The organism is Marinobacterium rhizophilum (assembly GCF_024397915.1).
Lineage (GTDB): Bacteria > Pseudomonadota > Gammaproteobacteria > Pseudomonadales > Balneatricaceae > Marinobacterium_A > Marinobacterium_A rhizophilum_A.
Window position 1 is genome coordinate 4358832 of the sequence record NZ_CP073347.1, and the last position, 19969, is coordinate 4378800.

Consider the following 19969-nt stretch of genomic DNA (forward strand, 5'->3'; position numbering starts at 1 on the left):
GTTATCGGCGGGAGAAGAAGTGCTCAACCAGCTTTACCCAGAACTGGCCGCCGCCGTTGAGAACGTCATCGTTGAAATCATAATGAGGGTTATGCACACTGCAGGGCCCCAGGCGTGCTCCATCGGCATATCCGTTGTCGCCGTTACCAATCATCAGATAGCAACCGGGCACCTGCTCGAGCATGTAGGCGAAGTCTTCACTGCCGGTCAGCGGAGCGCCATTTGAGTCGACGTTGTCGGCGCCGAATACCTGCGTCGCCACGGCCTCGACCAGCGCTGTTTCCGCCTCGCTATTGATGAGGACCGGATACCCCTGTTCGTAATGGATCTGCGCGCTACAGTCGTATGCCTGCGCCTGATGTTCGGCCAGTGCGGTGATGCGTTGGCGCAGGGTGTCCCGCACCTGAGGCTGCAGTGCACGCACACTGAGCTCCAGCTGCGCCTGTTCCGGAATGATGTTGTAGGTTTTACCGGCAGCGATCCGTCCGACACTGATCACACCGGCATGCAGCGGATCTATATTGCGGCCGATCAGTGTCTGCAAACCCAGTACCGTGGCCGCCAACGGCAGCGTCGGATCCAGCGCCAGTTGCGGCATCCCGCCGTGACCGCCTTTGCCGGTGAAGCTGATATTTACCTTATCCGATGAGCACATGAAGGGGCCGCTGCGGAAGAAACAGTGCCCCACAGGCGTGCCGGGGAAGTTGTGCAGACCAAACACCGCATCACAGGGAAATTGTTCGAATAGTCCCTCTTCAATCATTCGCTGTGCGCCGCCGCCACCTCCCACTTCCTCGGCCGGCTGGAAGATCAGGTTCAGCGTGCCGTTACCCATCTCAGTACCGGCCGCATGCCGCTCGGCTAATGCCTTGGCCGCACCCAGCAGAATGGCGGTGTGACCGTCGTGGCCGCAGGCATGCATCTTGCCGGGCGTGCGGCTCTGCCAGGGCAGGCTCGTCTGTTCCTGCAGAGGCAGTGCATCCATGTCGGCACGCAGCCCCAGGCGTGGCCCCTTGCCGTCACCGAACACCAGCTGGCCGACGACCCCGGTGACAGCGAGCCCCGTATGCACCTTGTACCCCCAACTGCGCAGACAGTCGGCGACCAGGCGGCTGGTATCATGTTCCTCAAAACCCAGTTCGGGATTCTGATGGATGGCACGACGCCATTCTTTCATGGCTTGCAAATCAAGATCGGCAGATGACATTGGCGGCTATACCTAAGTTTTGAATCAGGATGAGACTAGTTATACGCCTTTATGTGAGTCTAAAAAGACACTAATATCGCTTAGGTGAACACAATTTGAGGTCATGTGGCCATGAAGCACCAACACATCAAGGCATTTGTTCAGGTCGCCGATCGCGGCTCGATTCGTGCTGCCGCGCGGGAAATGAACATCAGCCAGAGCGCCTTGACCCGAGCCATGCGAGAGCTGGAGGAAGACGTTGGCGCCGAACTGCTGGTGCGCAGTTATCGCGGGGTCGCGTTCACGCCGGCAGGCAACGCGCTGCTGAAAAGGGCTCGCCTGATACTCGAAACGATCGACCGCGCCCGGGATGAAGTACGGCAGATTAGTGGCGGCAGCGGCGCCAACATCACGATAGGGATTACACCGGTACTGGCAACAACGGTCTTCCCCGCGGTATATCAGCAGTTCGCTCAGGCGCTGCCTGATGCAGCACAGACGCTGACGGAGGGCCTGTTGACCGGCATCGTGCCTGATTTGATCGAAGGCAGGCTGGACTTTGGCGTGGCAATTGCCTCGCAGCACGAGTTGCCGAGCGAACTCACCTTTACCCCACTGAGCGATGTGCTGTCCTGCATCGCCGGACGTAGCGGGCATCCGCTGGCAGAAGCGACCCAGTGGTGTGAACTGCTGCAGGCCCGTTGGGTACTGAATCTGACCATCGGCAGCAGCTCCAACAACTTGCTACGCTGGTTAGACGAGCAGGGGTGGGAACGACCGAAGAAAATCGTGCAATGCACCTCACCGATGCTCATGCTTGAGATGATGCGCCGCACAGACCTTATCGGCTATGGCCCGGCCCTCCTGCTGCAGGACCCTCTGAGCAGCACCGGTATCGTTCCCTTCAGGGTAGCGCCGCAACCACCGGCTTCCACTCTCGGCATTATCAGGGTGCGTGGCGTCCCGCTGACGCCGGCCGCCCAACTACTGGAAACCCTTATTAAGCGAGCGGCTTCGATACTGAGTTAGCGCGCTCAGTTAATCGTCTTTGAGCTGCGAAAGCATTCCAAAAGGTCAAGGATAGCCGGGTCGGTGCCGGTGTCATCGCGCCAGCACATACCCACGAATCCCTCCACCGTATCGATCTTTATATCCAGCGGCACCACCAGGCCGCGGCCGGTAAAATGCCGCGCCACCCGCTCGGATCCTATCGCCAGCATGTCGCTGTACTGCAGCAGCCAGAGGTTGCCCACCTGGGACGAGGACTCGACCCGGTAGGGTGGCGGCTTCAGGCCTGCACGGGTGAGTGCGACTTCCAGCTTGCTGCGGATCGGCGTGCCCTGGGGCCAGACGATCCAGTCATAGGCATAGACATCATCCCATCCCAGATTCCTGCGCCGGGCCAGCGGATGGTCGGGGCGGGCCATGATACGCAGCGGTTCGTCGTAGAGCCGTTCACTGTTCAGGGTCGGCTGCGGCTGATAGTTATCCAGTCGCCCCACCACCAGGTCCAGCTTGCCCAGCTGCAGCTTTTCCAGCAGATCGTTCATGGTGCTTTCCTGCAGTTCCATGCGTGCCTTGGGGTAGCGTTCCAGGAATTTCATAATGGCCGCCGGTACAAAACTGGGGGCCGAGGCCGGTGAGGTGCCCACGGCAAAGGTGCGCGAGCTGCCTTCACTGAGGGCTTCGAGATTGTGCTGGGCGCGGGACATTTCCGTCACCATGCGCCTGGCATGGCTGATCAGTAGCAGCCCTATGGGCGTGGCGGTGAGCCCCCGGGCATGACGCTCGAACAGCTGCCCGCCGACATCCTCCTCCAGATCCTTGAGCCATTTTGACAGTCCGGGCTGGGTGCTGTGGGCAGCTCTTGCAGCATCGCTCAGGCTGCCGGTTTCGTGCAGCGTGATCAGCAGTTGCAGGTGACTGAGCTTTAGCCGGCGGGTCCAATCCATTTCAATATACCTTTAATAGTATGGATGTATCGAAACATATCATTATTCAATATGAGGTGTCTGGTGAATAATGTTTTCACACCGGGTCATCACAACGCCATCGCACACCGCAGGCCGGTTGGCACGGCGGTCTGAGGTCAGACGCCGTCACCGGCCTGCGGGCTGTAAAACAAGAGGTTGGTTCGATGCAGCTATACAGCTTTTTCAACAGTTCAACGTCCTACCGGGTGCGCATCGCACTGGCGCTCAAGGACCTTCACTACACTTATCACGGCGTCAATATCCGTGTGGGCGAGCAGCGTTTCGCCGACTACGCCGCGCTGAATCCGTCCAGGGGCGTGCCCTTGCTGGTGGATGACAAGGGCACCGTGCTGAGTCAGTCCATGGCCATTATTCAGTATCTGGAAGACCGCTTCCCCGAGCCGCACCTGATCCCAGAGGAGCCGCTGCTGCGGGCCCGGGTGCTGGAAGTTGCCAACGGCATTGCCTGCGACATGCATCCGCTGAACAACCTGCGGGTGCTGGGATACCTGAAAAACGAACTGGGCGTGACCGACGCCCAGAAAGACGCCTGGTATGGCCATTGGGCCCGCGAAGGCTTCAATGCGCTGGAAACCTTGCTCGGGCGTTACGGCGATGCACCTTACTGTTTTGGCCAGACAGCCACCCTGGCCGATGTCTGCCTGGTGCCCCAGGTGGCTAATGTGCTGCGCATGGGCTTTGACATGGCGGCCTACCCGCGGGTCATGGCGGTGTACGAACACTGCCAGGGTCAGAGCGCTTTCCAGCAAGCGGCGCCGAATGCGCAGCCTGATTTTCAGGGCTAATCGAGTCAATCACGCGTTAACCTCATTCGTTAGCTCAAGCAATGGAGTCCTTATGAATAACAACAAACTCAAGCAGAAAGTCATTGTCGTTGGTGGTGGCATCGGCGGCCTGGCCGCGGCCCTGGCACTGACCCGCCAGGGGATCGCGGTTCAGTTGCTGGAACAGGCCGATAAGATCGGTGAAATCGGTGCCGGCATTCAGCTGGGCCCGAATGCCTATGCGGCCCTCGATGCGCTGGGTGTGGGCGAGGCGGCCCGCAGCCGGTCGGTGTTTACCGATCATCTGATCATGATGGACGCCATCGATGCCTCTGAAGTGGGCCGGGTCGATGTGGGCGAGCCGTTTCGCAAGCGCTTTGGCAACCCGTACGGCGTTATTCACCGCGCCGATATTCATCTGTCGATTCTGGAAGCGGTGGAGAAGCACCCGCTGATCAGTTTCCACACCTCTACAAAAATCGAGAACATGGAGATCAAGGACGACGGCGTGGTCGTGATCGATACCAGGGGCAACCGTTTCGAAGGCGACGCCTTGCTGGGCTGCGACGGTGTCAAATCCGTGGTGCGCGAGCAGCTGGTGGGCGATGAGGCCAAGGTGACCGGCCATGTGGTGTATCGCGCGGTGGTTGACGTTGAAAACATGCCGGAAGATCTGCGCGTGAATGCGCCCATGTTGTGGGCCGGTCCGCGCTGCCACCTGGTGCATTACCCGCTGCGCGGCGGCCAGCAGTACAACCTGGTGGTGACCTTCCACAGCCGTGAAGAGGAAGAGTGGGGCGTGCGCGAGGGCAGCAAGGAAGAAGTGCTGTCCTATTTCGAGGGTATCCACGAACGTCCGCACCGCATGCTCGACAGACCCACCTCCTGGAAACGCTGGGCCACCGCGGACCGTGATCCGGTGGATAGCTGGGGCCAGGGCCGCGCCACCATCCTGGGCGACGCCGCCCATCCCATGACCCAGTATCTGGCCCAGGGCGCCTGCATGGCACTGGAAGATGCGGTGACCCTCGGCGAGGCGATCCGGGCCTGCGACAACGATCTGGAGAAGGCCTTCCGTCTGTACGAGACCATCCGTATACCCCGTACCGCGCGGGTGGTCTGGTCCGCCCGCGAAATGGGCCGGCTCTATCACGCCAAGGGCGTTGAACGCCTGGTGCGCAACCAGCTGTGGGCGGGTCGTTCCCAGCAGCGCTTCTACGATTCGGTCGAGTGGCTGTACAGCTGGAACGTCGCCAACTGTCTGAAACAGCCGGGCGAGCACTAAGCGCGCAATCATTACGAGGATCAATCGATGCAAACTCTTGGAACTTTGGAAGATCTGCCGCAAAGCTATCGTGATGAACTGAGCGCGCAGAATCTGGTGCCGCTGTGGCCCAACATGCGCGCGGTACTGCCGCCGCGCGTGCCGAGCCGCAAGACCCAGACCCTGTGCTGGGACTATGCCAGCGTGCGGCCGCTGCTGCTGCAGGCCGGCGAGCTGACCCCGATGGAAAAGGCCGAGCGCCGCGTACTGGTGCTGGCCAACCCCGGTCACGGCCTGACCAACATGCAGGCCACGCCCAGCATCTATCTGGGCATACAGCTGATCTTGCCGGGCGAGTCGGCCCCCAATCACCGCCACACCCCCAATGCGGTGCGCATTATTATCGAAGGCGAGGGTGCCTCCACCACAGTGGATGGCGAAGTCTGCCGCATGGAGCGTGGCGACCTGATCCTGACGCCCTCCGGCAAGTGGCATGAGCATCAGCACGAGGGTGATGGCCCCATCATGTGGCTGGATGTGCTGGATCTGCCGCTGATGTACCAGCTCGAAGGCTCCTGGGCCATCGAGGGTACACCACAGCAGGATAACCGTGGGCAGGACAAATCCTTTGCCGAGTACAGTGCCGCAGGCGTCGTGCCCCATATCAATTTCCAGAGGGCCAAGCAGGACTCGCCGCAGCTGCGCTATCCCTGGGACAAGACCCGCGCCTGCCTAGTGGAAATGGCCAGCCATTACAGCGAGGGCCTGCTGCGGATCAGCTACGTGAACCCCGAAAACGGCGCCAGCCTGTTCCCGAGCATTGGCTTTGGTGCCCTGATGCTGCGCCCCGGCGAGACTATCCGCCTGCCCAAGCGCACCACCGCCTGCGTATTTCATGCGGTGGAAGGCGAGGGCAGCCTCAGCGTTGACGGTGGCGATGCGCTGAACTGGGTGGAAAAAGACACCCTGTCGGCGCCCGGTTACACCGATATCACCCTGAGCAACCGATCCGCCGACAAGCCGGCATTCATGATCACGGCCGATGAAGGCCCGCTGCATCAGTACCTCGGTATTTATTGATCAGCCCCCCTATTCATGACAACGATTTTTGGAGAACACCCTAATGTCTGAACAGCTCTTGTTCCCGGCGAAAAAACAGCCCCTGGCCACAGTCGCGGGCACTGATGCACTCTTTCCGGTACACCGCATCTTCTGCGTGGGCCGCAACTACCATGCCCACGCCGCTGAAATGGGTGTGAGCGTCGACAAGTCCGAGCAGGAACCCTTTTATTTCACCAAGCACCCGAGCAGCCTGCTGCCGTCGGGCAGTGAAATCGCCTACCCGCCGCAAACCGGCAACTATCACTATGAGATGGAGCTGGTGGTAGCGATCGGCAAGGAAGGTTTTGAAGTGGCCGAGAGCGATGCCAACGATATTATCTTTGGTTACGCCAGCGGTCTGGACATGACCCGTCGCGATCTGCAGCTCAAGGCGCGCAGTACCAACCGCCCCTGGGACCTGGGTAAGGACTTTGAAGAGTCCGCCATCATGACCGCCATCGTTCCCAAGGAAGTCACCGGCATTATCGAGTCCGGCAAGATCGAGCTGGCGGTGAATGGCGAAGTGAAGCAGCAGTCCGACCTCGACAAGCTGATCTGGAATGTGCCTGAAATCATCGCTCACCTGTCGAAGTTCTACCATCTGCAGCCGGGTGACCTGATCTTTACCGGCACGCCCGATGGTGTCGGTGCGGTTGTAGCCGGTGACAAAATCACCGGGTCGGTGGAAAAAGTGGGCGATATCGAGCTGACCATCAAGCAGTAAATCAGCCGCTTCAGAACGGGTTTTGTAACTGAGGAGCGTTCCTTGAAGGCTCCTCAGTTCAACCAACTTATGGCGCAGAGCATCCCCTGACGCCACCGAACATAACTATAAAAGTGGAGTTCAAGCCCATGATCAATTTCAAAAAGCTTGTCAGCTGTGTCGCCCTCCCTGCCGTTGCCACGGCAGCCCTGGCCATGAGCATGTCAGCCAGCGCGGAGCGCATGCGCCTGGGGCATGTCACGCCGCCCAGCCATATCTGGCACAAGGTGGCGGAACGCTTCAATGACAACCTTAAAGCCGACACCGGTGGCAAGGACTCCCTGATGATCTTCCCGCTGTCGAAACTCGGCGGCGATGATCAGATGATCGACCTGCTGCAAAGTGGCGGCATGCAGCTGGCTATCCTCACGGCCGGCAGCCTGTCCAACCGCGCCGATGAATTCAATGCCTGGTTCCTGCCCTATGCCTTCGAGGATGTGGCCGATGCTGCCAGGGCCACCCAGGCGCCCGCGGCACAGCAGATGCTGGCGGATCTGAAAACGCACAAGCTGGTGGGGCTGGGCTATACCCTGGCGGGCATGCGCCATGTGATTTCATCCAAACCGATTGCCAGCGCGGATGATTTTGCCAACAAGAAAGTCCGTGCCTTTCCCAACAAGCTGTTCAACGACTGGTGGAGCCAGCTCGGTGCCGCACCGACGGCTCTGGCCATCAGCGATGTATCGCCGGCCCTGAGCACAAACCTCCTCGATGCCGTGGATGTGGATCTGGATATCGTCGTCGGCCTGAAAATGTACCAGCAGGCGCCCTACCTGAGCCTGACCAACCATATGGCCTTCCCGGGTGTGGTGGTGGCATCTGAAGTCTGGTGGAACAAGCTGGGTGAGGAAAAACAGGCGCAGGTACTGAAGGCGTTCCATGAAGCCGAAGCCTGGGGCTTTGAGCAGCAGGCTGAAGCCGAGATTGCCAACCTGGCGCGGCTGAAAGAAGAAGGCGTGACCGTTACCGATATTGAGCCGGCGCAGCTGCAGGCGGTCGCCGACAGCATCGTCGAGAGTTACACCGCGGCTAACCCCGCGATCAAAAGCTTTTATGAGCAAACCCGGTAACTCTTGAGCAGGGCAGGGTAACCCCCTGCCAAGCGAGGTTTTTATGTCTGGTTTAATAACAACACTGGACCGGCTGGTCGGCAAAATCGAATACACGCTGTTGATCGGCCTGACCGCCAGCCTGACGATGATTCTTGCAGCCCAGGTTGTGCTGCGCTACTTCTTCAACAGCCCGCTGTTCTGGGCCGAGGAAGTGGCGGTGCAAATCCTGATCTCGGCCACCTTTATTGGTGTCAGCTACCTGCTGCACACAAATAAGCTGGTCCGGGTGGACCTGCTGCTGGCCGCACTCAGCGGTGCCGCCGCCGTCTGGATGGAGCGCCTGCTGAATCTGGTGGTACTGGCAACCCTGCTGGTGCTTTGCTATTACGCCACGGACTGGATTCTGCGCCCTGAAATCAAGGCGGACGTATCGCCCACTACCGGCCTGCCGCGCTGGTACAACTACGGCGTGCTGGTGGCATCCTTCTACTGCATGTGCTGGCATCAGCTGATCCAGCTACTGTGTCCGCCTGCCAAGCCCGTATTAGTCGAGGAGGCTGCCGCATGATGACGTCAGCTGTATTTTTTATAAGCCTGCTGGCCGGCCTGCCGATCTTTATCACCCTGTTGCTGGGCACCCTGGTGTTTCTGCTGCAGGCCGATCTTGCGGTACTGATGACATCGCTGCCGATCCAGCTGTACGGCTCGCTGAACCAGAACGGCCTGCTGGCCATTCCGCTGTTCATGCTGGTGGGCGAACTAATGAACCGCGGTGGCCTGACCACCCGGCTGATGAATGCCGCCGATGTGTTTGTCGGCGGTTTCAGGGGCGGGCTGGCGTACGTCAACCTGCTGACCAATGCCATGGCGGCCTCCATTCTGGGCTCGGCCACCGCGCAGATCGCGGTGATGAGCCGGCTGATGATCCCGGCCATGGTTGAAAAGGGCTATAACAAGGAATTTTCCGCCGCCGTCACCATGGCCGGTGGTCTGCTGGGGCCCATTATTCCGCCCTCCATGCTGATGATCATCTACGGCGTGGTGGCCTATCAGCCCATAGCGGCGCTGTTTATCGCCGGTATCCTGCCGGGCCTGCTGATCGTGGCCGGCTTTGCCCTGGTGATCTTTATCACCGGCCTGGTGTCTGGCCTGCCCAGCGGTGAGCGCCACCCGAAAAGTCGCGTGCGTCAGGACCTGGTTGCCGGGCTGTTGCCGGCGACCATCCCGCTGGTGGTCATCGTCTGCATCATTGCCGGCGTGATGACACCCACCGAGGCCGGTGCTGTGGCTTCCATCATGGCGTTTATTATTGGTGCCGGCGTTTACAAGACGATTCATGTGAAGGAACTGGGCGCCATCTTTGCCTCGGTGGCGCTGAATACCGCCACCATCACCGGGCTGATTGCCACGGCCTCGGTGTTTGGCTGGGCGTTGTCGTTCGAAGCCGTACCGGACATGCTGGTGGAGTGGATCAGCGGCATAACCACATCCCCCATTGTCTTCCTGATGCTGGTCTACGTGCTGGTGATTCTGCTGGGCATGTTCCTCGAAAGCATCAGCGTCATGATCGTGATCGTCCCCATTATCCTGCCGGCGGCGCTGTCCTTTGGCATAGATCCGATTCACTTTGGCGTCATGATCAGCCTGGCAACCCTGGTGGGGCTGGTAACACCGCCCGTCGGGCCGGGGCTCTATATCGCCATGACCGCGGCCAACCTGCCGATGGGAGCGTTGTTCCGCGCCATGCTGCCCTTCCTGCTGTCGATGTTTATCTGCATGCTGATCATCGCACTGGTGCCGGCTATTTCCCTCTGGCTGCCGAGCCTGATGGGCTGAGTCTTCACCTTCATATCTTTTTAGCCCCACCGGCACCTTTTGTCGGTGGGGCTTTTTTGTTTTTAAGGTCGCAAAGTTTGTATCCGAGCAAGTAGCACGGCTCAAGCGCAGCGAGAGACCACCGATCGAAGCGAAGGCCGACCGGCATCCTGCATAGCGGAAACAATGGTGCGGATTCTGGTACTTAAGCGGTTTTACTGCCTGTCCGACGTGCAGATGGCGTTACAGGCTGGGGTATCGGAGCGGTTTGATCGCTCCTGTTGCGCCTTGCTGGCGCGTTACTGGCAAAGAAAAGTAACCAAAGCTCTTTACCTTGAAGAATGCACCCCCATCAGCCGGTCTTCGGCTACAGTGCCTGGCGGAATGATACTTCGGACGCCCTGCCTTCAAGTTGAAGAGCGGGACATCTCTGCCCCCAATCGGCGGCTCGACAGTCCCTGTCTCGCCCCTTCGGGTCTGATCGGAACATAATCCCGGTGCTCGTCGGCTGCTGAGGGGGGGCAAGAGCCGCTCTGATGTTTCGGTGGCAGTAGGCAACTAGGAGGCTGTCCGAGAACACTCAACCTACTGCGAACCACCTGAGTTTGGCTGTTTTTCGTTAAATAGAACCACTATTCGCCTTAAAACACCGCAAAAACCCGCTCAAATCAGCCGGCTCTCGCTACGGCCGGCATTCTCGGACAGCCTCCTAGGAGGCTGTCCGAGAACGGAGCAGTTTTAACTTATAATTGCGTCCGCCCTCAAGGAAGCCTCCGAGCATCACTATGCAGTCACCCCCGTTCAAGGACAGCCCGATTGAAGTAGATCAGCGCCTCTTGTTCCCCAGCAATATTTTTGATTTGTTGGCTGAGGATAATGACTGCTTTGTCTACGAAGAAAGCTTCACTCAGCTCGACATGAGCGTGGTAGAGCAGCAATACAGTCGTATCGGGCAACGGGCCTATCACCCTCGTGCCCTTGTCTCCATTCTGATCTATGCCTACAGCCATGGCGTGTTCAGCTCGCGTGAAATTCAGCGACGCTGCCGGCAGGACCTGGCCTTCATGTACATCGCACAGATGCAGTGCCCCGACTTTCGTGTGCTGAGCGATTTTCGCAAGAATCACATGGCGTTTTTCCACGACTGCTTTCGACAAAGCGTCCAGATGGCCCTGGAATTGAAGCTGGCCTCATTGGGGCACATCAGTCTGGACGGCTCAAAGTTCAAGGCCAATACCTCCAAGCACAAGGCGATGAGCTACAAACACCTGAAAGAACAAGAGACAGAGCTGACGGCCCAGATCGCTGACCTCATTGGCAAGGCCGAGCGCTGTGATGATGCGGAAAACCAGGTCTACCAGCAGCAAACGGGCTATGAGATACCGGACGACCTGAAGCATAAACAGCAACGCCAACAGAAAATCCGGGCGGCGAAAAAGGCCTTGGAAGAGCGCGAAGAAACCCTTTATCCAGGCCAGCCGATCGACGACAAGAAGCAAATCAGCTTTGCCGACACCGACGCTCGCATCATGGGCAAAAAGGGACATTTTCAATACAGCTACAACGGCCAGATCAGCGTCGACAGTGACCACCAGATCATTGTCGGGCAGCACCTGAGTCAGAACGCCAATGACATCCAGGAAGTCGGCCCCGCCCTGGACGCGATCCATGTGGCCACGGGTGGTCAATTGCCGGAGAAGATGAGCATCGACAATGGCTATATGTCGGGGGCGAACCTGGTGGCGCTGGAGAAGGTTCAGGTCGACGCCTATATCGCCACCGACAGAGGTGAGAAGCCGTGCCCGACGCCGCTGGGTGCCTCGACGCGCAAGCTCGTCAAGGCCGATTTTGACTACCACCCGGGCGTGGATCACTTCACCTGTCCCGGTGGTGCTGTACTGGCGTTGAAACGGTGTAGCAATGATGGCCGCAAGTTCTACCAAGCGGCGGCCGCAGACTGTGCGGCGTGTCTCTTCCAGAGCCGCTGCTGCCAATCCGACAAAGGTCAGGGCCGCACGATCAGCACCGACGACAAAGAGCCTTTACGCCAACAGATGAATGAAAAAATGGCCTCAACCGAGGGCCGGGAGGTCTATAAAGATCGTAAGACCATTGTTGAGCCGGTATTTGGTCAGATCAAAAACCTTGGTTTTGATGGCTTCAGTGTCCGCAGCCATCTGAAGGCGGCTGGAGAATTTGCCCTGATGTGCGCAAGCCATAATCTCAAAAAAATTGCCAAAGCGATGGCGAAGGGGTTAGTGCGCCCGGAATACGGAAATTTAGTGCCAAACCCAACCTAAAGGGCTGAATTTGGCCTTAAAACAGGCAAAAGGGGCCTCGTAAAGCGGATAACGAGGCCTTTTGTTGATGCTTGGTTGACCGTAGATCACCTTCGGATGGTCAAGTAGTGCTTTGGGGTCAGCCGGGCGGGCTCGCACCGCATTCTCGGACAGCCTCCTAGAGTACTCTCATCTTACCTCGACCCATATCCGGCCACCTCGAAGTAAGGAAACACTTAAAACAACCTCGATCGACTGATAAGTGTTGCGTGCGGGCGGGCCTTCTGACGTGGCCTAATGGCGCCGGACACCTCGGTTAAGGGATAATCTCTGAAACCGAGGTACATCATGACGACGAGAAAGCAGTACACCAAAGAGTTCAAACAGGACGCGGTTCGACTGGTCACAGAACACGGCTATGCGCGGACTGAAGCTGCCCGGAACCTGGGTATCAATGCCAATATGCTAGGACGCTGGGTGCAGGAGTTCCAGACGGATCAGGAGGACGCCTTTCGAGGCAATGGCAACCTGACCCCTGAGCAGGAAGAGCTGCGCCGCCTGCGCGAAGAGAACCGCCGGCTGAAGCTAGAGCGAGAAGTCTTAAAAAAAGCCGCGGTCTTCTTCGCGAAAGAGTCGAGCTGAGGTATCAGTTCATTGTCCAGGAGAAGAAGGCCTACTCGGTGAAGCTGCTTTGCCGAATACTGGATGTGGCCCGCAGCGGGTTTTACGATTACCTGCGGCGTCACAGTAAAAAGCCGGACCCTGAGCGTGAAGAGATGCTCGAGTGGATCAAGGCACTGGCCAAGGGCTCGGATCATACCTATGGGGCCCGACGCATGGCCAAGGCACTGCGGGCGCTGGGGTATCCTGTGGGGCGTTATCAGGCGGCGAGCCTGATGCGGGAGGCAGGGATCTGGGTGCGTTACCGCCGGCGCTATCGGGTGACCACCGACAGCAATCACCGCCAGCCCGTGTTTGAGAATCGCCTGAAACGGGACTTTACCGCCAAGGGCCCGGACGAGGCATATGCAGGTGACATTACCTATGTGTGGACGCAGGAGGGCTGGCTGTATCTGGCCGTGGTCATCGACCTGTACTCGCGCAAAGTGGTGGGTTGGTCGCTGAATAAGCGCATGACCAGCACCTTGGTCTGTGATGCTTTGAGAATGGCGCTGTGGAGCCGTCGCCCCGCTCAAGGTCAGCTGATCCACCATTCGGATCGCGGTGTGCAGTACGCCAGCCAGGCCTTTCGGCAGTTGCTCGACGCGCATGGTATTGCCGGCAGCATGAGTCGCAAAGGGGATTGCTGGGACAATGCGGTGGTCGAAAGCTTCTTCGGAACCTTGAAATCCGAGCGCATTCATTGGCGCAACTACCAGACCCGAGAGAAAGCACGGGCGGACATCGTTCATTACATCACAATGTTTTATAACAGCCAGCGGCTACATTCCTATCTGGGATACCAGAGTCCGGCTGAATTTGAACGAAAGAGCCAAATGGCTGAAGCCGCTTAACTGGGGTGTCCGTTATCGCTTGACCACGTCACACTGTTGAAGAGCGACATTACCTTGCGGCAAGATTAGTTAAAGTTTTTCCTGATCAGCTTCTGCAGTTCCCCAACAAGACCATTGCGGAAGGCGAGGACACAGAGCACGAATACAATACCCATGATCACATGAATGTAGTTGGCCAGGGGACCCGAAGCCAGGACGTTCTGTATGGCAATGATGGTACCTGCCCCGAGGACGGGGCCCCAGAGGGTGCCCATTCCACCCAGCAGGGTCATCAGCACCACTTCGCCTGACATGAACCAGTGTACGTCATTGAGGGAGGCCAGCTGGAATACCAGTGCTTTGGTGGACCCAGCAAGCCCTGCCAAAGTTGCGGAGAGCACGAACGCCAGCAGCTTGTATTGATTGACCTTGTAGCCCAGGGAGATGGCGCGGGGCTCGTTTTCCCGAATCGCCTTCATCACTTGGCCGAAGGGGCTGTGGACGGTACGGCGGATCAGGCCAAAGCCGGCGATAAAGATCGCCAGGACGAAGTAGTACATGTTGAGGTTGTCGGACAGATCGACCAGTCCGAAGAGCTTGCCGCGGGGGACACCCTGAAGGCCGTCCTCGCCACCGGTGAAGGGCGCCTGCAGGTAGAAGAAAAACGCCAGCTGGGCCAGCGCCAGCGTGACCATGGCGAAGTAGATTCCTTCCCGTTTGACGGCCAGCGTGCCGTAGATGAAGCCCAGCAGGGCTGAGGCACCCACGCCGGCCAGGATACCGACTTCGGGCGTCAAGCCGTAGGTGACCATCAGGTAACCGGTGACGTAGGCGCCGGTGCCGAGAAACACCGCATGACCAAACGAGAGCAACCCGGCAAACCCCAGTAACAGGTTGAAGGCGCAGGCAAAGAGCGCGAAGCAGAGCGCTTTCATCAGGAAAACCGGGTAGAGCGCCAAGGGGGCTACCAGCGCCAGACCCAGTAGTAGCAGATTGAGCATTTTGTTATTCATTATTGCGACCTCAAAAACATCAAGCGGTGAGAGCGTGCCGTCGTACGCCGGCTATGCTTCTTTACCGAACAGGCCGGCGGGCTTGGTCAGCAGCACCAGCACCATGACCAGGAAGATCACAGTGTTGGAGGCTTCGGGATAGAAGTACTTGGTCAGTCCTTCGACAACACCCATGGCCAGGCCGGTGAGGATGGCGCCGCCGATGGAACCCATGCCACCGATGACGACGATGGCGAAGACCACGATCAGGATATTGGAGCCCATTTCCGGCGCGACGGAGTAAATCGGGGCTGCAAGCACGCCGGCCAATCCGGCCAGACCGGCACCGAAGCCATAGGTCAGGGTGACGATGAGCGGCACGTTGATGCCAAAGGCCTGCATTAACTGCGGGTTCTCGGTACCGGCACGCAGGTAGGCACCGAGCTTGGTCTTCTCAATCAGATACCAGGTGCCGGCACAGACCACGAGGGAGAACACGATGATCCAGGCGCGGTAGTTGGGCAGGTACATAAACGGCAGCCTGGTGCCGCCTTGCAGCTCCTCGGGAATGGCGTAGGGCAGGCCGGAAGAGCCGAACCAGTGTGTAAACAGGCCCTGCAGAATCAGGGCGATGCCGAAGGTCAGCAGCAGGCTGTAGAGGTGATCCTCGTGGGCGATGGGGCGGATCAGGGTACGTTCCAGCAGGATGCCGAAAACGCCGATGCCGAGCGGCACCAGCACAAGCGCCCACCAGTAGTTGAGTTGCAGGTATTCCAGGCCGGTCCAGGCTGAAAAAGCGCCCAGCATGTACAAGGCTCCGTGGGAGAAATTGATAATCTTCAGCAGGCCGAAGATGATCGCCAGGCCCAGTGCCAGCAGTGCGTAGAAGGAGCCGTTGATCAGGCCGATCAGCAACTGGCCCGACAGGGCAAAGAGATTGATATCGAAGAGAGTCGCCATAACCACACCTGATAATGCTCAGCGGAAAGCCTTAGCTTCCTTTTATTGTTGTTATCGAAAGGGGCAGACGTCCGTCTGCCCCGATGCGCGCCCGTCAGTTCTGGCTCAGTGCGAAGTCGCAACCGCCCTTGTCCAGGGGCAGGTAGGCATCTTTGCCGGGAATCACATTCTCGATGGCGAAAATGTCGTTGCCGTCACGGCGTTCATCTGCCTTCTTGATGCGAACCTGCAGCATGTCGTGAACCATGCGGCCATCCTTGCGCAGGAAGCCGTTGCGGGAGAAGAAGTCCTCCACCGGCATTTCCTTCATCTTGGCCATCACGGCCCTGGACTCGTCGGTGCCGGCAGCTTCCACTGCCTTCAGGTAGTGCATGGTCGAGGAGTAGGTGCCGGCGTGTATCATCGACGGAATAGCGCCCCCCATGCGGGCCATGTACCGTTTGGACCATTCACGGGTTTGCTCATCCATATCCCAGTAGAAGCCTATGGTCAGTTTCATGCCGCCTGCGATGGCTGGATCCAGAGCCTGGGCGTTTTGGGTAAACACCATCAGGCCGGCGATGTCCATCATCTCGGTGACGCCGAATTCGGCGGCGGTCTTGAGCGAATTGACCATGTCATTCCCCGCATTGGCGAGTGCAATGACGTCGGCGCCGGAAGACTGAGCCTGAAGGATATAGGAGGAAAAATCGGTCGTGCCCAGCGGTGCCCGGACGGCACCGACCACCTCACCGCCGTTGGCTTGGATTACGTCTGTGGCAACGCTTTCCAGCGCATGGCCGAAGGCATAGTCGGCGGTGACAAAGAACCACTTCTTCTTGCCGCTCTGAACCATCGGCTTGACGGTGCCGTTGGCCATGGCCACGACATCGTACGTCCACTGGGCGTTAAATGGGGAGCAGGACTTGGTGGTAAACGCATGGCTGGCAGAAGCGGAAATGAGGGTAATCTTTTCGTGCTCAGTCATTAATTTCGTAATCGCTCCCGTTACGGAGCTGGCGACTGACCCGTTAATAACATCGACCTGCTCGGTCTCAATCCACTTGCGCGCGATCGTGGACCCAAGGTCGGGCTTGTTCTGATCGTCTGCGCTGATGATTTCGATGGGGCTGCCAAGCACCTTGCCGCCGAAATCATCGACCGCCATTTGCACAGCCTCGACACAGCCTCGGCCGCAAATCTCTGCATAGACACCACCCATGTCGCCCATTACCCCTATCTTGACCTTTCCGTCTGAGATGTTGGCCTGGGCCGCGCTGGTGGTGGCAACCAGGGCAGAGGCCAGCAGTATTTTAGATATCAGGTTCATATTGTTCTCCAAGCGTTATTGTTGTATTGCGTTCTGCTTCGGTTTTTCGCGTCCTGCGAAAATCGGTTACACACCGAGGTAGGTGTTCAGCAACTCGGTCTTGGCTTCCAGCTCGCTGGCGTGAATTTCCTCGACGATGTGGCCGTGCTCCATCACGTAATGGCGATCGGCTATGGGGGCGGCGAAGCGGAAGTTCTGCTCCACCAGAAGGATGGTCAGGCCTCGCTGCTTGAGCTGGGTGAGCACCTTGGCAAGCGTCTGCACGATCACCGGTGCCAGGCCCTCGGTGATCTCGTCGAGCAACAGGATGTTGGCGCCGGTACGCAGGATACGGGCCATGGCCAGCATCTGCTGTTCGCCGCCAGAGAGGCGTGTGCCCTGGCTCTTGCGACGTTCGGCCAGGTTGGGAAACATGGCATAGATCTCCTCCACCGACATGCCGTCGGAGCGCACGCTGGGAGGGAGCATGAGGTTCTCTTCGACGTTGAGACTGGAAAAAATGCCCCTTTCTTCCGGGCAGTAACCCAGGCCCAGATGAGCGATACGGTGGCTGGGCATGTCGATGGTTTCGTGCCCGTTGATATTGATCGATCCTGATCGCTTGCCCACCATGTTCATGATCGCACGCAGGGTGGTGGTGCGGCCGGAACCGTTGCGACCCAGCAGGGTGACCAGTTCTCCCTGTTTGATCGACAGATCGATGCCATGCAGGATGTGGGACTCGCCGTAGAAAGCGTGCAGGTCGTTAATGCGCAGCTTTTCGCGCTGTGACTGGGCATTCATCACTGCAGTCATGCAGTAGCCTCCAGGTCGCTGTCGTCGATAGTGTTCTGCGCCGTCGACGGATCCGCTTCGACGCCCATGTAGGCCTCGCGTACCCGCGGGTCGGCGGATACGGCTTGGTAGTCACCCTCGGTGAGAATGGCGCCTCGCTGCAGTACGGTGATACGGTCTGACAGGTTGGCTACCACCTTGAGGTTGTGCTCGACCATCAGGATGGTGCGATCCTTGGCTACTTCCCTGATCAGCTCGGTGATGACGCTGACATCCTCGTGTCCCATACCCTGGGTTGGTTCGTCGAGCAACAGCAGCTCAGGATCCAGCGCCAGTGTGGTAGCGATCTCCAGTGAACGCTTGCGGCCATAAGGCAGGTCGACGGCTCGCACTTTGGAAAAGTCGCGCAAGCCGACTGAGTCCAGCAGTTCCAGAGCACGCTCGTTGAGCCTATCCAGCGTCTTTTCCGAACGCCAGAACACAAAGCTGTCGCCGCGTTTGCGTTGTAATGCCACGCGTACGTTTTCCAGCACAGACAGGTTCGCAAACACAGCAGATATCTGGAAAGAGCGGACCACTCCCATGCGGGCTATCGAGGCTGGGTTTTCTCTGGTGATGTCTTGTCCGTTGAACAGCAAGCTTCCCCGGGTCGGAGTCAGAAACTTGGTCAGCAGATTGAATACGGTTGTCTTCCCGGCCCCGTTGGGGCCAATCAAGGCATGAATGGTTCCGCGCTCGACCTTAAGGTTGACGTCGTCAACGGCGGTAAAACCCTTAAACTCTTTTACAAGATGCTTGGTCTCCAAGATCAGATCCCGTTGCATAAAGCCTCCTTCTTTTTTTGTTATGGCTCTGGTTTCTGTGCGAACAGTTCGCGCAGATGAGCTCGTCGAAGCTGGGTGCGCATATCGGAACTGAATTCAGTGTACTGTCAAAGAAAAATTAAGACAATAAGTTTACCTAAATATATTATTTTCTTCTTTCTTCTGTGCTCGGAATGTGTTTTTTAACCTTTAATTAAGCGATTTTGTGCGTTTTTATGGTTTTTAATGCGAATATATCGTTTCATGTCATCTTAATAAAAGATTGCTCTTTGTCTTAAATGACAACTGATTTGCTTAATGTCAATTGAAGGCTCTTTGGTGGCGACTGCGTCGGCTGTCCTCGCCGGCCGCGTGCTGTGGTCGTCAGTCAGTGCCGGGCGGCCAGCCTGCTTCGGCTATGCTGGGCCGCGCCGCTACTGTAACGGTTGAGGGGTGGTCGATTGTGGCGATGTATCAGGTCGTGACCGATCGCGTGCTGTCGTCCGGGAATGGTCATATCTTCGGTCGCAGGCGGCTCCCCGAGCTCTCCTGTTTATCGGAGCGTTGCCTGGCAGTTGTCAAAATGGTCCGGAGTCTGCTGCAAGCATTCTTATGCTGGTCGAGTCTGCTGTTGTGATGCAGAAGTGTCGATGCTTCGAGTGTCTAGCCAAGTACTGTCATCAGCTCGGTATTGGCCGGTGCTGAAAACGACCTGGCTGATCTGACAGTCAACTCAGTCCTCGAAGCCGTGAAAGGCTGCAAAATCCGATACGGGGGCGCGCCCGGTAATCAGGCCGTTCTCGGGGGCCTCGGGGTCTTCGTACCCCAGTGCAATGCCGCAGACCAGGATGTCCTGCTCGGCCAGGGGGAGGTGGTCGCGGATCACCCGGTGGTAGCCTGCGAAGGCCGCCTGGGCGCAGGTGTGCAGGCCCTGGCCGCGGGCGGCCAGAAGGATGTTCTGGATAAACATCCCCAGGTCGATATAGCTGCCGGTACTGAGTCGCCGGTCCAGGCTGATCAGCAGCCCTACTGGTGCGTCAAAGAACTGGAAGTTTCGCAGCATCTGGGTGTCGCGGGCATCCCTGTCACCGCGACCGATACCCAACCGGTTGTAAAGCGAGAAGCCCACTTCGCGCCGCCTGCCTTGGTAGGGCTCGAACCATTCGGTCGGGTAATAGGCATATTCGGGCTCGTGCGCGCTGGCATCCTCGCGTGCAGCGGCGAGGATGTCGCTGCACAGTTCGAGCTTGGCTATGCCGGTGATCACGTGGACATGCCAGGGTTGCACATTGTTGCCGCTCGGCGCGCGGGCGGCCAGCTCCAGAATATGCTCGATTACCTCTCTTGATATACTGTCGGGGCGGAAGCGGCGCACCGACTTGCGGGTGCGAATGGCATTGTCGATATGCATGGTATTGTC

General features: G+C 58.4%; 18 protein-coding genes. 10 read left to right on the forward strand and 8 right to left on the reverse strand.

Annotation, left to right across the window (positions count from 1 at the left end; genetic code table 11):
• Nucleotide 1: 1 nt before the first annotated feature.
• Entirely contained in the window at nt 2-1177 is a 1176-nt protein-coding gene (locus KDW95_RS19675) for a M20 aminoacylase family protein (RefSeq protein WP_255853470.1), read from the reverse strand.
• Between the two features lie 141 nt (nt 1178-1318).
• On the opposite strand from KDW95_RS19675, the gene KDW95_RS19680 reads away from it, so the two are divergent.
• On the forward strand, nt 1319-2215 hold the full coding sequence (locus KDW95_RS19680) for a LysR substrate-binding domain-containing protein (RefSeq protein WP_255853471.1): 897 nt from the start codon (nt 1319-1321) through the stop codon (nt 2213-2215).
• A 5-nt stretch (nt 2216-2220) separates the two neighbouring features.
• Here the strand turns inward: KDW95_RS19680 and KDW95_RS19685 are convergent, their stop codons facing one another.
• Nucleotides 2221-3138 carry a LysR family transcriptional regulator gene (locus tag KDW95_RS19685; protein WP_255853472.1) on the reverse strand — a complete coding sequence of 306 codons (918 nt, stop codon included), beginning with the start codon at nt 3136-3138 and terminating at the stop codon, nt 2221-2223.
• A gap of 185 nt (nt 3139-3323) precedes the next feature.
• Between KDW95_RS19685 and maiA the strand changes: the two genes are divergently transcribed.
• The 9 genes from maiA to KDW95_RS19730 all read left to right on the forward strand — a co-directional run bounded on the left by maiA (nt 3324) and on the right by KDW95_RS19730 (nt 13732).
• Nucleotides 3324-3965 (forward strand): maleylacetoacetate isomerase, encoded by a 642-nt coding sequence (gene maiA, locus KDW95_RS19690; protein WP_255853473.1) that lies wholly within the window; start codon nt 3324-3326, stop codon nt 3963-3965.
• A 52-nt stretch (nt 3966-4017) separates the two neighbouring features.
• Nucleotides 4018-5229, forward strand: coding sequence for a 3-hydroxybenzoate 6-monooxygenase (locus KDW95_RS19695; protein ID WP_255853474.1), 1212 nt, complete (start codon nt 4018-4020; stop codon nt 5227-5229).
• Nucleotides 5230-5256: 27 nt separating this feature from the next.
• A complete protein-coding gene (locus KDW95_RS19700; protein WP_255853475.1) occupies nt 5257-6288 on the forward strand; it encodes a cupin domain-containing protein in 1032 nt (343 codons plus the stop codon).
• Between the two features lie 43 nt (nt 6289-6331).
• Nucleotides 6332-7033 carry a fumarylacetoacetate hydrolase family protein gene (locus KDW95_RS19705; protein ID WP_255853476.1) on the forward strand — a complete coding sequence of 234 codons (702 nt, stop codon included), beginning with the start codon at nt 6332-6334 and terminating at the stop codon, nt 7031-7033.
• Nucleotides 7034-7161: 128 nt separating this feature from the next.
• Nucleotides 7162-8142, forward strand: coding sequence for a TRAP transporter substrate-binding protein (locus tag KDW95_RS19710; RefSeq protein ID WP_255853477.1), 981 nt, complete (start codon nt 7162-7164; stop codon nt 8140-8142).
• Between the two features lie 43 nt (nt 8143-8185).
• Complete coding sequence (locus tag KDW95_RS19715; RefSeq protein WP_255853478.1) at nt 8186-8692, forward strand: TRAP transporter small permease; 507 nt, start codon at nt 8186-8188, stop codon at nt 8690-8692.
• On the forward strand, nt 8689-9960 hold the full coding sequence (locus tag KDW95_RS19720; protein ID WP_255853479.1) for a TRAP transporter large permease: 1272 nt from the start codon (nt 8689-8691) through the stop codon (nt 9958-9960). The genes KDW95_RS19715 and KDW95_RS19720 overlap by 4 nt, the downstream gene beginning before the upstream one ends.
• Nucleotides 9961-10724: 764 nt before the next feature.
• Complete coding sequence (locus KDW95_RS19725) at nt 10725-12239, forward strand: IS1182 family transposase (RefSeq protein WP_255853480.1); 1515 nt, start codon at nt 10725-10727, stop codon at nt 12237-12239.
• 327 nt (nt 12240-12566) lie between these two features.
• Nucleotides 12567-13732 (forward strand): IS3 family transposase gene (locus KDW95_RS19730; RefSeq protein ID WP_370646643.1). Its coding sequence is split into 2 segments (ribosomal slippage): nt 12567-12843 and nt 12843-13732, totalling 1167 coding nucleotides; the frame shifts between segments, so codons are not numbered across the junction.
• Between the two features lie 65 nt (nt 13733-13797).
• On the opposite strand, the gene KDW95_RS19735 is transcribed toward KDW95_RS19730, so the two are convergent.
• The 6 genes from KDW95_RS19735 to KDW95_RS19760 all read right to left on the reverse strand — a co-directional run bounded on the left by KDW95_RS19735 (nt 13798) and on the right by KDW95_RS19760 (nt 19960).
• Complete coding sequence (locus tag KDW95_RS19735; RefSeq protein WP_040880194.1) at nt 13798-14724, reverse strand: branched-chain amino acid ABC transporter permease; 927 nt, start codon at nt 14722-14724, stop codon at nt 13798-13800.
• Between the two features lie 51 nt (nt 14725-14775).
• Nucleotides 14776-15663: a branched-chain amino acid ABC transporter permease gene (locus tag KDW95_RS19740; protein ID WP_255853482.1), complete on the reverse strand. Its 888-nt coding sequence runs from the start codon at nt 15661-15663 to the stop codon at nt 14776-14778.
• Nucleotides 15664-15757: 94 nt separating this feature from the next.
• Complete coding sequence (locus tag KDW95_RS19745) at nt 15758-16972, reverse strand: ABC transporter substrate-binding protein (RefSeq protein ID WP_255853483.1); 1215 nt, start codon at nt 16970-16972, stop codon at nt 15758-15760.
• A gap of 66 nt (nt 16973-17038) precedes the next feature.
• Entirely contained in the window at nt 17039-17767 is a 729-nt protein-coding gene (locus KDW95_RS19750; protein WP_255853484.1) for an ABC transporter ATP-binding protein, read from the reverse strand.
• A complete protein-coding gene (locus KDW95_RS19755) occupies nt 17764-18570 on the reverse strand; it encodes an ABC transporter ATP-binding protein (protein WP_255853485.1) in 807 nt (268 codons plus the stop codon). Before KDW95_RS19755 ends, KDW95_RS19750 begins: the two co-directional genes overlap by 4 nt.
• Before the next feature lie 712 nt (nt 18571-19282).
• A complete protein-coding gene (locus KDW95_RS19760; protein ID WP_255853486.1) occupies nt 19283-19960 on the reverse strand; it encodes a nitroreductase in 678 nt (225 codons plus the stop codon).
• Nucleotides 19961-19969: the final 9 nt, after the last annotated feature.